Source organism: Leptothoe sp. EHU-05/26/07-4 (genome assembly GCF_043421015.1).
Classification (GTDB): Bacteria; Cyanobacteriota; Cyanobacteriia; order Phormidesmidales; family Phormidesmidaceae; genus Leptothoe; species Leptothoe turfae.
Map to the genome: position 1 here is coordinate 42214 of NZ_JAXSQV010000001.1, position 13237 is coordinate 55450.

Consider the following 13237-nt stretch of genomic DNA (forward strand, 5'->3'; position numbering starts at 1 on the left):
GATATTCAGGAGGTGACCCCATGGTAAGTATCCATCAGCTACTGAATCACTTAATCGAGACTGAACAGACTGTTAGTCAATCAGACTTTTTAGCCCCCTGTGTACGCCAGGGCTATTTGCGTACCCGTGTGAACGGATTGGTGTATACATTTACATTAAAGGGATGGCCTTTTGAAGGTTGGGGACTGTTTCGCCCGACGACCTATGAGACTGTTACCTTGGTTAAGGAAGCAGGAGTACCTGAGATAGCGCAATATTTACGGCGATTGCAGCCGTTTCGATTTTATTTAGTGCATCGGTTATATCATCGTAGCTGGTTAGCTTATCCAATTAATGAAGCTGATGTGCACCGGCAGCTAGGGGAAGTGAGGCCTGTGGTGGTGCATTTGGTGACTGATGCGTTTGCCTTTGATCAGGTGATTGCTCGCTGGGATGGCAATGCTTTCTGGTTTGAGCAGGGAGAGCGGTCAGCAGAGCATGCAATCTCACCCTACCTTTGTCAATCGCTTGCTGAGGGTACTGCGCCCGATGAGCTGCATATGGCAGGCTTAACCCCAGAGGCTCTTACGGCCTATAGCTTAGCGATTAAAACTGGCGATGGTAATTTGCAACATTGTCAGGAGCAAGGAGACTTTTGGTCAGCTCATTGGACTACGGCGGATGGTGAGTCTCATACGAGTACCCTTGCTCAGGATGAGCTAGCGGTGATTAGTGCGGGAATTTGCCTGAGGGATTGCGATCGCGACTATGACTTGCAATCCTTGGTGGGGATTTCTGCGCAGACCTAGGGGTGTGGCGTAAGCAGGGCATGATGCTTTTGGGACAATGGTCAGGTCTAACCGCTCCCACGATCTGCCATGGGCTGAGGCTGTAAATTCATAGATCAGGTTTAGTTTTGCAACACTGGAAATTCTAATGGCTGAGGCGTTTCCATCGATGTTTTCGGTTTGTCAACCGGGCCAATGCCTGCCCGGTCCAAAATTTCTGGAATCAGATCTTCGCGACGAATGGCCATAATATGCACACCCTGGCACAGACTTTGAGCCAGTTTGATTTGCTCAGCCGCGATCGCAATTCCTTCTTGCAAGGGTTCTTTCGCTGTGGCCAGACGGTTGATAATGTCATCTGGAATGTGAACGCCAGGCACATTGCGATTTAGAAAAGCTGCATTCTTAGCCGACTTGAGCAGGAAGATGCCAGCCAAAATGGGCTTTTGGGCCTGGGCTGCAATCTGGGTCATAAACTTTTCTAGACGCTCAAAGTCAGAGATTAGCTGGCTTTGGAAAAATTGGGCACCAGCTTCGACCTTACGCTCAAAGCGCTTTTGTAAGCCAGACCAGCTGGGGCTCTGGGGATCAATGGCGGCTCCGGCAAAAATGTTCAGGGGACCGTCGGGTAATTTTTTCTCGTTGAGGTCAATCCCCCGGTTGAGCTGGCCAATGGTTCGCAACAGCCGCACAGATTCGAGATCAAAAACGCTTCGCGCTTTAGGGTGGTCGCCCGCTTTAACGGGGTCACCGGTTAAGGCTAAAACATTGTGAATGCCCAGGGCATGGGCTCCCATCAGATCAGCCTGGAGGGCAATGCGGTTGCGATCTCGACAGGCCATCTGACAAATGGGTTCAACATCCGCTTGCTTAAGCAATACTGCCGAGGCTAGCGAGGACATCCGCAACACGGCCCGGCTGCCATCGGTGATATTGACACCGTGCACCCGTCCTTTTAGCAGCTGCGCCATTTTGATCATGTGGCTGGGGTTTCCGCCCTTGGGGGGCATCACCTCGGCGGTAATGATAAATTTATGGTTTGCGATCGCAGACCGCAACAGCGAAGGTGCTGAATGGAAGCCGTTAGATGTGCTCATCGAAAAAAATTATTTAAGCAAGATTGTAGAGAGATAGAACATCGCTCCCCTGGGAAATGCTTCACCTGGGGAATAGTCAACAGATGTCCAGTGGATATCCTCCATGGTACGGGACAGTGGGACAGTAATCTTTATAGCGGTTTTGAATAGCCTAACGCGTCCTTAACCTTAGCTAAGGTGCTATTGGCAATAACTGTAGCCTTCTCATTACCCTTTTTGAGCACCGATTCAAGATAGCTACGATCATCCATCAGGGCCTGGTACTTTTCTTGAATTGGCTGTAGGGCTGCGATCGCAGTTTCCGTTAACAACGGCTTAAACTGACCCCAACCCATATCGGCGCATTCCTCTGCTACGGCTGCTTTTTCTTGACCCGATAGCAGCATATACAGCGTCAGTAAATTATTGCATTCGGGACGCTCTGGGTTACCAAACTCCAACCCACGCATGGGGTCAGTCTTACATTTTTTGATCTTCTTCTTAATCAAATCAGGGGTATCGCCAATTTCAATGCGGCTAAGTTCAGATGGGTCTGACTTGGACATTTTCTTAGTGCCATCGGTTAAACTCATGACCCGTGCTCCATCAGTACGAATCAAGGCATCGGGCACTTTGAGTACCGGTTCTTTTTTCTTGCCAAACTGATGGTTTAGTCTGACCGCGATATCGCGGGTGAGCTCAATATGCTGCTTTTGGTCTTCACCAACGGGCACCAGGTCGGGTTCATACAACAAAATGTCTGCAGACTGTAGTACCGGATAATCCAACAATCCGACACTAACGTTTTCTCCCTGCTTGACAGCCTTTTCCTTAAACTGAATCATCCGTTCCAACCAGTTTAGGGGGGTGATGCAGTTGAACAGCCAAGCCAGTTCACTATGGGCACTGATGTGGGATTGCACAAAGACCGTTGAGCGATCTGGATCAATGCCGCAGGCCAAGTAAGCCGCCGCGACTTTATAGGTATTTTCTGCCAGCAGTTTTGGATCGTGGGGAACGGTGATGGCATGCAGGTCGGCCAAAAATAAGAAGCAATCATACTCATTCTGCATCTCTACCCAGTTACGAATCGCGCCGAGATAGTTCCCCAAGTGCAAGTTGCCAGTGGTTTGAATGCCTGAAAGGATACGCTTTTTAGTCATGGATGAGGGGATGGAGAAAATTGCGGTTCTGATCCGTGGGTAGTCTTTGGCAGGACAAGACTTAAATGTCTACGACCAAGATAAAGGGGGTACCCAACATTAGAATGTCGTCAGCTTGACCTAGCATCAAGCACTTCTGAAAGATTCTATAAGACCACCGAGGCTTTCAGTCATAGAAATTCAGCTTTGGGTCTGAGGGAAGCTTTGGTTGCTCAAATGTTGGTGTCTAGCTCGACGCTAAGATCTTGATGTGGAATGTAGGCAAACGTTCAGCCACATCGCTTAGTCAACACTCCGTTACCTAGTCAAACAAATGTAAAAATTTTATGTAGTTTATCGTTTGCCCTTGGCAGTTGACGGATTTTTTACTTTTTCTGGTGAGTACGGCTGAGCATTGGCTCATGCTGAATGTATAGTTGCTGCAAGCTCTATGTATCAATTGTTTTCGCTGTAACTGTTCAATTTATAAGACGCTAATTACCCCATATCACCCATGCACTTACCAACACAAGAGTACGTATTTGCGAATACCTGGTAAAAATTCCTGATAAGTATCTAGTTAAATTTGCTGATGCTTTTTAGTTACTTTGCAAAGATTATGTGAACAATGTTGCCTAAAAAATACGCACGCATGTGGATAATCACCACGATTCTAGACGGTGGCGATATAGAAGAAGCCATTATTAAAGCAATGGCTATGAATGCCAAGCGCCCAAGCCATCTCCCTCCCCAAGGGTTTTTGCTGGCGATGTTGGCCAGGATCAGTAAGGCGAGGCCAGAAGTTCAGGAGTCGATTGAGGTTCCCGTGGTTGAAGGGGGGCAAGCGCCTTAACCTTAGGTTCTACAAGACTTCCAGGTAACTGACGACGTATCCTTTAGGTGCCTTTTTGTGACTGGGTTTGGTAAAAAACTTACTTTGTGGAGCTAGATCTCGTAGCCGCTCAGCCATGGATTCTAAGGTGTCTTTTACTTGCTGGCTATAACCTTCTTTGGCTCTCAGTTTTGTCTCTATACCCATCCATTCGGCGACCGCCATCATTTGTTCTGGCGTCAGTGAGTTGAGCAGTACCTGCTCGCTGGAATGAAGAGGGGTTTCTGTACGCATAGTTCAAGGGGAAATTAACGGGGGATTAAGATTAAGTCTAGTTTTTTGAGTCGTTATGTTTGGAAAAATAGGAAGAATGTACGTAAAAAGTACAGTAAAACTACGCAAATTATGTACTTAGGATGTTGCTAATCTTTGCATTTGCCAACAATAAATCCCCGATAGCTGACCGCATATAGCTATTGGGGATTTTGTTTGTTAGATGACAATATCCAAAGCTTGTGACTCATCCAGGCTAGTGACCAGACCATATCAGGATGCCTATAGCCTTCTTCAAACCGATGCTCTAGTTCGGATAATAGCCAGGTTGCTACCAGGGCTAACTGTTGCGAATCTAACGATTGGATTAACTGCTGTTCTGCCAGGTTTTTAGGTTCTTGATTTGCCATGCTCGTGAATACTTTAGATTTCTTGGATTTTCAGCGTCTGATATTTTCCTTACAACTCAGGTTGTAGTGATTTCTGAATTATCATGGGAAACTGCCTATCAGTTTTCCAGCACCCATGGCCAAGTGGACTCTCAAAACAGAATTTACCTTTGATGCTGCGCACTTCATCAAAGACTATGACGGCCCCTGCGGACGTATGCATGGCCACACCTATCGAGTTCGTATGGAAGCGGCTGCCGCTAAGCTCCACAGCTCTGAATATTGTCCCCATGAGGTGATGGTGACAGATTTTCGGACCCTGCGTTGGGCTAAACGCGATGTGGAAAAAGGGGGGCTGGATCATTGCCTACTCAATGAGGTGCTGCCGGAGGGGTATGAAACGACCGCTGAGATGATTGCCAAATACATCTACGACAAGACCTGTAAGTCGCTACCTGTCGGGGTCACTTTAAAGGTGGCGGTGTCCGAAACTCCCGATTCTTGGGTTGAATACGATGAGGGTGCATGATGCTGAGCGAACTAACCTTGTCTCCTACGGCAGATATTGCCGAAACTACTTACCCGATAGTTGAAACCTTTCACTCTGTGCAAGGCGAAGGAACCTGGTGCGGGGCCAGCGCATTTTTTATTCGTTTGGCTGGGTGTGATGTGGGCTGCCCCTGGTGTGATACCAAAATTTCCTGGAGCACCAAGCCCCATCCGCAGCAGACCATGGGTGAGTTGGTCAAACAGGCGCACACAGCCCAGCCCTTCATGGTGGTCATTACTGGGGGCGAACCCCTGATGCACGATCTGGCCCCCCTCACCCAGGCACTGCGACAGGCAGGGTTACGCATTCATCTAGAAACCTCAGGGGCCCATCCCTTTAGCGGTGAGTTTGACTGGGTCTCATTGTCTCCGAAACGCTTTAAGCCACCCCAGTCCAGTATCTATGCCCAGGCAGATGAACTGAAAGTGGTGATTAGCACCGAAGACGATCTGATTTGGGCTCAAGAGCAAGCGGCCCAGGTGCCGGTGACCACCATTAAGCTACTGCAGCCGGAATGGACCAGTGACCATAGTCAGCGGCTGGTATTTGACTATGTCAAACGGCATTCTGGCTGGCGTATGAGCTTGCAAACCCACAAATTCTTGGGAGTTAGGTAGGAATAGGGGGAGATGAGATGAAAAAGGCCGTTGTTTTACTCTCCGGTGGGTTAGATTCTGCCACTGTCGCTGCCCAAGCGATCGCAGATGGCTATGGCGTCATTGCCCTATCGTTTCGCTATGGTCAGCGCCACAGTCGCGAGTTAGTGGCGGCTAAGGTAATTGCCAGTCATCTAGGGATTAACCAGCATTTCATTGTGGATGTGAATCTATCCCAGTGGGGGGGCTCTTCCCTTACGGATACTCAGCAAACGTTGCCTCAAGATGGGGTGGCACCGGATGTGATTCCATCTACCTATGTGCCAGGGCGCAATACGGTGTTTATTTCCCTGGCCCTATCGCTGGCTGAAGCTCAAGGGGCTGAAGCGATTTATCTAGGGATCAACGCGGTGGACTATTCAGGATATCCAGACTGTCGACCTGAGTATCTAGAAGCATTTCAAACCCTGGCAAATTTGTCGTCAAAGGTGGGTGTAGAGGGAACCCCGATTACGCTGAAGGCACCTTTAGTGATGGATTCTAAAGTTGATATTGTGAAGCGGGCGGTGGCGCTAAAGGTGCCAATTCCCCAAACCTGGTCTTGTTATGCCGGTGGAGATACCCCCTGCGGAAAATGTGATTCCTGCCGCATTCGCGATCAGGCCCTGATTGAAGCAGGCTATCCCCAGTGGACCAGCCCCTCGTAGGTTGGGTTGAGCTCCCCCACAATTCCCCTCGCCTCTGCCCGAACCTATCATGGGAAACCCAACAAGCGATATCCCTCGCCTCTGACCAAGCCCAATCAACGCAAAACCCAACAAGGCCAACGAAATATCACAATGTCGATTTGTTGGGTTTCGCGGGCTCAACCCAACCTACAATGATGAATTCTGCACTACTTGCGCTATGACGGATCACCCTACAAAACCTATCCACGTTATTGGCGGTGGCCTTGCCGGTACTGAGGCCACCTGGCAAATTGCCCAGGCAGGAATTCCCGTGGTGCTCCACGAAATGCGTCCGGTCAAGCTCAGTCCGGCCCACCACTCAGAGCATGTGGCAGAGCTGGTGTGCAGTAACTCCTTTGGGGCCAAGGCCACCGATCGCGCGTCAGGATTGCTGCATGAGGAGCTACGACAGCTCGGCTCAGTGGTGATTGCCCGGGCTGATGAACATGCGGTCCCTGCCGGCGGTGCCCTGGCGGTGGATCGGGGCGTCTTTAGTCGCGACTTGACAGAAACATTAGAGCAGCATCCATTAATTGAGTTGCGTCGTCATGAGGTCACAGCTATTCCGACCGATGGCCCGGTGGTGCTGACCACAGGGCCACTGACCAGCGACGCCCTGGCGGCGGACCTGCGCCAGTTTACAGGCCAGGACTACATGAGCTTTTTTGATGCGGCCAGCCCAATTGTGGTAGGCGAGTCCATCAATCGGGATGTTGCGTTTATGGCTTCCCGCTATGACCGTGGCGAGGCGGCCTATCTCAACTGCCCCATGAATAAGGAGGAGTACCTGGCGTTTTGGACAGCCTTATGTGCGGCAGAACAGGCAGAACTAAAGGACTTTGAGCAGGAAACGGCAAAGTTTTTCGAGGGCTGTTTGCCCATTGAGGAAATGGGACGTCGCGGTGAAGACACCATGCGCTATGGGCCTCTAAAGCCTGTCGGTTTGTTTGATACTCAGCGTTATGGTGCGTTTGATGCACCGGAAAATAAAACCAAAAAACCCTATGCGGTGGTGCAGCTGCGCCAGGAAGATAAAGGTGGTCAGCTGTGGAATATGGTTGGGTTTCAGACAAATCTGCGCTGGGGCGAACAAAAGCGAGTATTTCGCATGATTCCAGGTTTGGAGAATGCTGAATTTGTCCGCATGGGGGTGATGCATCGCAACACCTTTATCAATTCACCGGAACTGTTGAGCAGTGCGCTGCAGTTTCATCAGCGGGCCAACTTGTTTGCAGCCGGTCAGCTGGTGGGAACTGAAGGGTACACAGCCGCCTGTGCAGGGGGCTGGTTAGCGGGCACCAATGCCGCTCGGTCTGTGTTGGGGCTGCCCCTGGTGTCGCTGCCGGTGACGACAATGATGGGGGCGCTGTTTGACTTTATTAGCTCTGCAGAACCTAAGCATTTTCAGCCGATGCCGCCAAACTTTGGTATTTTTCCAGCATTACTCCAGCGGATTCGTAATAAGCGAGAACGGTATGGGAAATATCGCGATCGCAGCTTCTCCGATCTCCACACCTGGGCCGAGGCTAATCAAATTCACTTAAAGAAACCGATACTGGCAACAGCATAGGAGGGGGATAGGCTCACCCAACACCAGACAATGGGCAAACCCCAATTCATTCTGTTGTTTTTAGATGGTCTAGGTTTAGGCACCCCTGGACCCCATAACCCTGTGAGTAATCCTGCCGCGATGCCCCACTGGCAATCCCTGTGCAGCCAACCCTTGCTGGCTGGGGCCTATGCCCAACACCCTAACCTATTGCTCAAACCCATAGACGCCACCCTGGGGGTGCCAGGACTTCCCCAGAGTGCCACCGGACAAACCACCATTTACACAGGCCACAATGCCGCTAAGTTTCGCGGGAAGCACCAGACCGGTTTTGCCAATGGCTCCCTGCGTCAGCTGATTGAACCCTATGGGTTGTTCAAACAGGTACTCGCCCTGGGAGAAACAGCCACCCTAGCGAATCTCTATTCTCCAGCTTACTTTGAAGCCATTGCTCAGCGGCGATGGCGCTATTCCGTCTGTACGCTGTTGAATATGACCGCAGGGCTGCCGTTTCGTATGCAGTACGAATATGAAGCAGGAGAAGCAATTTTTTGGGATATTACGGGAGAAATCGCCAGCTCTCGGGGTGTGGCTACACCACCCATTACCCCTGAGGTGGCGGGTAACTATCTAGCAGCACTGGGCAACAGCCATAGCGTCACCTTGTTTGAGTGCTATCTCAGCGACTATGCAGGCCATGCCCAACACTATGACCGAGCCGTAACCGTATTGCAGCGGATTGATCGGTTCCTGGCTGCCGTCATTGCAGCCTTAGCCGCAGATGCAACACTCATTGTGGTCAGTGACCATGGCAATGTAGAAGACTTATCTACAAAATGCCATACCCTCAATGCCGTACCGTTATGGGTGGTTGGCCCTGCGGCTAACAAATTTAGTCATGTGGATGATCTCACAGATATTACACCCACTATTTTGGATTGTCTGAGTCATGCGATTGCAGTGAGAGAGAATTAAATTAATGCAGGAATGGTTGGGTCGCTTTCCTGTAGGTACTTGTTAACGACCGTTAATAGTATTTCAGGATTGATGGGTTTAGATAAATAATCCGCAGCATCTGGAGAAACACCATGATTCTGCGCTGCTGTTGAAGTCTGTAAAATGATAGGCGTCTTCCTGGGGTTAGAATTTTGTCTGATGGCCTCAATCATTCGCCAACCATTCATATCCAATATCATTGGATCCAGGATGATCAGGTCAGGTAAGAGCTGATCGGCCATTTTTGCCCCCTTGCGACTATTGTGGGTTAAAACAACAAAAAAACCTTGACTAACTAGAGTTTTCCAAATCAACTCACAGGTTGTTGTATCCTCATCGATAACCAATACACATCCCGAACAGGGTGCTTTTATTAAAGAGAAATTGAAAATGTCAGCGGTCGATTCTGGGCTATGTCCATTGGTATGTGGGGGCGGACTGGTGGATTCTATGGTTGGCTCAGTTATAATTTTGTCCGATAAGGGGCGGGTTATTTCCTGAATAGTTTTCGGGATTTGTATCGTGAATGTTGTGCCTTTGCCAACTTCACTTTGGACATTGACGTTACCTCCCATCATCTGGACAAATCGTTTAGTGATCGTGAGCCCGAGTCCGGTGCCACCATATTTTCGGGTGGTTGAAGAATCTGCTTGAGAAAAAGCATTAAAGACTTTTTGCAACTGCTCTGGCATCATGCCAATACCCGTATCTTGAATGCAAAAGTCTATGTAGCTGTTATTGTCAGTCTGGGTTGAAGTCACATTGACGGTAATGGTGCCATTTTGAGTGAATTTACTGGCATTACTCAACAGGTTAAAGAGACTTTGTCGGACCTTAACTGGGTCTGCATGCATCTTGTCAATATCATCTGAATATTGAATCTTTAAAGTATTGTTATTCTTTGCGATCATCGGCTGCATTGTTGCGGCTACATCCTGCACCAAAGGTTTGATGTTAAATGTTTCTAAATACATCTCCATGCGACCAGCTTCCACTTTAGAGAGATCTAGAACATCGTTGATCAGGCCCAAGAGATGTTTGCCAGCACCATGAATCTTTTGTAGTTCAGGGATAAAGCCATCTTGACCCAAATCCTCTGCATCTTCCTCAAGCATTTCGCTATAACCGATAATAGCGTTGAGCGGTGTGCGTAGCTCATGGCTCATATTGGCAAGAAATTCACTTTTGGCCTGGCTGGCTTCTTCCGCTTTTAGCCGCTCTACTTCTGCTTTTAGACGCTCTGCTTCTGCTTTTTTCTGGGCTTCGTGAGCTTTTCTTAGGGCTTCATCATTGGCTTCAAGGCTCAGGGCCAGTTGAAACTCGGCCTTCTTATGGGTGCTGATATCTTTCCAAAATATCGAAAGCCCATCCATGCTGGGGCTAAGGCGGAACTCAAGCCAGCGAGACTTCGAGGTGAGGCGAGCTTCAAATGTCACCGTAGACTGTTGATTACACGCTTCTTTGTAGTAATGTTCCTGGTCTTTGCCAAGCTCTGGTGGTAATGCACTCCAGAGTGTTTGGCCGATGAGTTCGTCTGGTGACTTGTCTAAATCTTTTGCGGCATGGGCATTAGCATAGGTTATGACCCACTGATTATCGACATCGATAAAGGCATCATCCAGGCTCTCGGATAGAAAATTGGTGATTTTTTCAGCTTTATGGGATTGTTGCTTTTTCAGCTTGAAATAGATGGGAACCCCCACCATGCCGATGCTCCATAGCAGAGCGGCTAGTTGAAACAGTTTAGCCCTGGTATGTGCTTTAGAGTAAGCGTCTTCATAGGTATTAGATAGATTCTGTAACTGTTGTGTGGTGGGTAATGCTAATAGCGATTGGCTAAGCTGATCGATCTGAGGTTTCTGTTCTAAGATAATGCGGGAGTAATTGAGCACCCTCTCGGCGGTGGCGCGATCGCGAACATTGCCAGCATCAATCAACGCCTGCAACTGGTCAATTTGGCCCTGAAGTTCAGTGAGTGATACCTCGCTTGGCGCAAAAGTATAGATCACGATCTGTTCGAGCAGGTCTGTGACAGCGGGATAAGCCTGTTTTCCCACCTTTTCAGAACCTGCTGTCTTAATGTCTTTATTTAAGGTGAGTAGGGCCGATAGCGTATCTTTTATAACTAAGTTCTGTGCTTGAAACTGTTCTGCAAGTTCAGCTTTTGCAGTGACACTGTCGCCATAGTCATCCAAAATTCCTTGAAGTTGCTGACTGCTCCGATTGCCCAGAAAGTTAGGAATATTTTGAAGCTCACCGTGCAGTTTATCTATCTGCTTTAATTCTTGGACGAGTTCCTTAGAAGACGGTTGTAGCGATTGTCGGTTTTTAAGAACAGTTTCGTTGACACTTAAATCCTGTTGAAGTTGCTCCGATAGATGCCCTTGATAGAGCACATGGGGGGCACTATTAACTGAACGCCCTTTTACTAGCAACCCTATCCAAACTAGCAGTGCGCCAATTGCAGCTGACAGTATGATTGGTTTGTATTTCATACTCCATTCCCTAGGAGACTAATGAGCAGCGAGCATGGGGGTACAGAGTCCTAATCAATTCCTTTTGTTTCAGAATATGGACAAATGGACACTGGAACATGATTTTGGCTGCTTAAGCATGAACTGGCAAGCGCCTACTGTGAGGATCGGACTTGATGGGAATTACTTTAATTAGTGGTGATTGTGGTAAATACAAATATAAATACATACGACCCTGATAAATATCTGGAAAGAATCAAGAATACATAGATAAAACCCTATATTTACCCTTTTACTTGAGCAAACGTGCTGTTCTGAATCGATATCTGCTAAGAAATACTGTAACTATTGACTATGGTTCATAACATTAAGCCTAGTTGCTTAAGATTGTGAAGAGTCTAAGATTTTTTGTAGATCTGGGGAACAAATATAAATATTAAGTAACCGTCCCAGAAAATATGTTGGCTGAATGTTGGCTGAGCAAAGTCGAAGCCACCCCCCACGAAAAAGTCCCCTTCGACTCCGCTCAGGGGACGCTTATCCGCTCAGGGGACACTTACAAGATGAGAGGCATTGGCTGATCAGAAACTCATCGGCCAATGCCATTGCACCTATCTGATGTTGTTATGCGATGGTGATGTCATTATCTAGATAGACATCTTGAATTAAGTGAAACAGTTTGATTCCTTCTTTGAAATCTCTCTGAAATGTCTTACGTCCAGAAATGAGTCCGCAACCACCGGCTCGTTTATTAATGACTGCAGTCCGCACGGCCTCAGCAAAGTCATTTTCCCCTGATGCACCGCCTGAGTTAATTAACCCAGCACGACCGGCATAGCAGTTGAGTACTTGGTAGCGAGTTAAGTCGATGGGGTGCTCCGTAGTCAGTTCTGAATAGACTAAATCGTGGGTTTTGCCATATTTTTCGCCGGTTGCCTGGGTAACTGCTTTATAGCCACCGTTGTTGAGCGGTAGCTTCTGCTTGATAATATCGGCTTCAATGGTGACGCCCAGGTGGTTTGCCTGCCCAGTCAGGTCAGCGGAGAGGTGATAGTCCTGATTCTTGTTTAAAAACGCTGCTACGCAGGTAGCACCATAAGATTGTTGCTAAACCTAGCTCATGGGCGCGGGCAAAGGCCTTGCTAACGTCTTGAATCTGTTTTGCCGCCCCAGGTGAGCCAAAATAGATGGTTGCGCCAACGGCAACGGCTCCCAGATTCCAGGCTTGTTCCACAGAGGCAAACATCAGCTGGTCAAACTGGTTAGGGTAGGTGAGTAGTTCGTTGTGGTTAAGCTTGACGATAAAGGGAATCTTGTGGGCATATTTGCGGGATGTCATGCCCAGGACACCCAGGGTAGTGGCGACGGCGTTGCAGCTGCCTGCGATCGCAAGCTCAATAATATTTTGTGGGTCAAAATAAATGGGATTGGGCGCAAACGAGGCCGCTCCTGAATGCTCGATGCCTTGATCTACAGGCAAAATTGACAGGTAGCCTGTATTTGCAAGGCGTCCAGTACTATATAGCTGCTGTAAGCTCCGCAATACCTGTGGATTGCGGTCGGTCTGGGTAAAAATGCGATCTACCCAGTCAGCTCCAGGCAGATGTAGTTGACTTTTAGGAACTTTAGCTGTGTAGCCCAGCAGATCATCAGCTTCTGGACCCAGCCACTCAGCAATGGACGGGGATGACGAGGTTACAACCATGGTTATTTCACCGCGTACGATACCAAATCAGTTATGTCCCACGTTAACGTGACCCTCTAGATTTGAGATATAGCCCAGATTAGAATTGTCTTAAAGGTTGTTTACTATTGTGCTGAGCTGGCTGTTGATTAAAAAGTTACATTTGAAAATAAGTAGATAG

The 13237-nt window shown here is 48.4% G+C and carries 12 protein-coding genes and 1 pseudogene; 7 read left to right on the top strand and 6 right to left on the bottom strand.

Annotation, left to right across the window (positions count from 1 at the left end; all coding sequences use genetic code 11):
• The first annotated feature begins 20 nt into the window (after positions 1–20).
• The gene (locus U2F10_RS00285; RefSeq protein ID WP_499870119.1) at positions 21–788 is read left to right on the top strand and encodes a hypothetical protein; all 768 of its coding nucleotides are present in this window, start codon (positions 21–23) and stop codon (positions 786–788) included.
• 101 nt (positions 789–889) lie between these two features.
• On the opposite strand, the gene U2F10_RS00290 is transcribed toward U2F10_RS00285, so the two are convergent.
• A complete protein-coding gene (locus U2F10_RS00290) occupies positions 890–1864 on the bottom strand; it encodes a methylenetetrahydrofolate reductase (protein WP_163699899.1) in 975 nt (324 codons plus the stop codon).
• Between the two features lie 131 nt (positions 1865–1995).
• On the bottom strand, positions 1996–3006 hold the full coding sequence (trpS, locus tag U2F10_RS00295; RefSeq protein ID WP_499870121.1) for a tryptophan--tRNA ligase: 1011 nt from the start codon (positions 3004–3006) through the stop codon (positions 1996–1998).
• Between the two features lie 631 nt (positions 3007–3637).
• On the opposite strand from trpS, the gene U2F10_RS00300 reads away from it, so the two are divergent.
• Complete coding sequence (locus U2F10_RS00300) at positions 3638–3838, top strand: hypothetical protein (protein WP_156828459.1); 201 nt, start codon at positions 3638–3640, stop codon at positions 3836–3838.
• Positions 3839–3847: 9 nt separating this feature from the next.
• On the opposite strand, the gene U2F10_RS00305 is transcribed toward U2F10_RS00300, so the two are convergent.
• Positions 3848–4111: a hypothetical protein gene (locus tag U2F10_RS00305; RefSeq protein ID WP_499870123.1), complete on the bottom strand. Its 264-nt coding sequence runs from the start codon at positions 4109–4111 to the stop codon at positions 3848–3850.
• Between the two features lie 179 nt (positions 4112–4290).
• Positions 4291–4500: a hypothetical protein gene (locus U2F10_RS00310; RefSeq protein ID WP_499870125.1), complete on the bottom strand. Its 210-nt coding sequence runs from the start codon at positions 4498–4500 to the stop codon at positions 4291–4293.
• 115 nt (positions 4501–4615) lie between these two features.
• On the opposite strand from U2F10_RS00310, the gene U2F10_RS00315 reads away from it, so the two are divergent.
• From U2F10_RS00315 to U2F10_RS00335, 5 genes are all read left to right on the top strand, one after another.
• A complete protein-coding gene (locus U2F10_RS00315; protein ID WP_163699893.1) occupies positions 4616–5008 on the top strand; it encodes a 6-pyruvoyl trahydropterin synthase family protein in 393 nt (130 codons plus the stop codon).
• Complete coding sequence (locus U2F10_RS00320; protein WP_163703546.1) at positions 5008–5646, top strand: 7-carboxy-7-deazaguanine synthase QueE; 639 nt, start codon at positions 5008–5010, stop codon at positions 5644–5646. The genes U2F10_RS00315 and U2F10_RS00320 overlap by 1 nt, the downstream gene beginning before the upstream one ends.
• 17 nt (positions 5647–5663) lie before the next feature.
• Positions 5664–6332: a 7-cyano-7-deazaguanine synthase QueC gene (gene queC / locus U2F10_RS00325; protein ID WP_163699891.1), complete on the top strand. Its 669-nt coding sequence runs from the start codon at positions 5664–5666 to the stop codon at positions 6330–6332.
• Positions 6333–6531: 199 nt separating this feature from the next.
• The gene (gene trmFO, locus U2F10_RS00330) at positions 6532–7923 is read left to right on the top strand and encodes an FADH(2)-oxidizing methylenetetrahydrofolate--tRNA-(uracil(54)-C(5))-methyltransferase TrmFO (protein WP_499870127.1); all 1392 of its coding nucleotides are present in this window, start codon (positions 6532–6534) and stop codon (positions 7921–7923) included.
• A 30-nt stretch (positions 7924–7953) separates the two neighbouring features.
• Positions 7954–8877 carry an alkaline phosphatase family protein gene (locus U2F10_RS00335; RefSeq protein ID WP_499870129.1) on the top strand — a complete coding sequence of 308 codons (924 nt, stop codon included), beginning with the start codon at positions 7954–7956 and terminating at the stop codon, positions 8875–8877.
• Here the strand turns inward: U2F10_RS00335 and U2F10_RS00340 are convergent.
• Entirely contained in the window at positions 8874–11393 is a 2520-nt protein-coding gene (locus U2F10_RS00340; protein ID WP_499870131.1) for a DAHL domain-containing protein, read from the bottom strand. The two genes, U2F10_RS00335 and U2F10_RS00340, sit on opposite strands and share 4 nt — an antisense overlap.
• Positions 11394–11996: 603 nt before the next feature.
• A pseudogene (locus U2F10_RS00345) lies at positions 11997–13077 on the bottom strand (class I fructose-bisphosphate aldolase).
• Between the last annotated feature and the right edge of the window lie 160 nt (positions 13078–13237).

What these genes read in the sequence shown, in the direction of transcription:
- U2F10_RS00305 (WP_499870123.1), bottom strand. Translation starts at nt 4,111, where the DNA reads ATGCGTACAGAAACCCCTCTTCATTCCAGCGAGCAGGTACTGCTCAAC.
- trmFO (WP_499870127.1), top strand. Translation starts at nt 6,532, where the DNA reads ATGACGGATCACCCTACAAAACCTATCCACGTTATTGGCGGTGGCCTT.
- U2F10_RS00310 (WP_499870125.1), bottom strand. Translation starts at nt 4,500, where the DNA reads ATGGCAAATCAAGAACCTAAAAACCTGGCAGAACAGCAGTTAATCCAA.
- queC (WP_163699891.1), top strand. Translation starts at nt 5,664, where the DNA reads ATGAAAAAGGCCGTTGTTTTACTCTCCGGTGGGTTAGATTCTGCCACT.
- U2F10_RS00340 (WP_499870131.1), bottom strand. Translation starts at nt 11,393, where the DNA reads ATGAAATACAAACCAATCATACTGTCAGCTGCAATTGGCGCACTGCTA.
- U2F10_RS00285 (WP_499870119.1), top strand. Translation starts at nt 21, where the DNA reads ATGGTAAGTATCCATCAGCTACTGAATCACTTAATCGAGACTGAACAG.
- U2F10_RS00300 (WP_156828459.1), top strand. Translation starts at nt 3,638, where the DNA reads ATGTGGATAATCACCACGATTCTAGACGGTGGCGATATAGAAGAAGCC.
- U2F10_RS00290 (WP_163699899.1), bottom strand. Translation starts at nt 1,864, where the DNA reads ATGAGCACATCTAACGGCTTCCATTCAGCACCTTCGCTGTTGCGGTCT.
- U2F10_RS00315 (WP_163699893.1), top strand. Translation starts at nt 4,616, where the DNA reads ATGGCCAAGTGGACTCTCAAAACAGAATTTACCTTTGATGCTGCGCAC.
- trpS (WP_499870121.1), bottom strand. Translation starts at nt 3,006, where the DNA reads ATGACTAAAAAGCGTATCCTTTCAGGCATTCAAACCACTGGCAACTTG.
- U2F10_RS00335 (WP_499870129.1), top strand. Translation starts at nt 7,954, where the DNA reads ATGGGCAAACCCCAATTCATTCTGTTGTTTTTAGATGGTCTAGGTTTA.
- U2F10_RS00320 (WP_163703546.1), top strand. Translation starts at nt 5,008, where the DNA reads ATGCTGAGCGAACTAACCTTGTCTCCTACGGCAGATATTGCCGAAACT.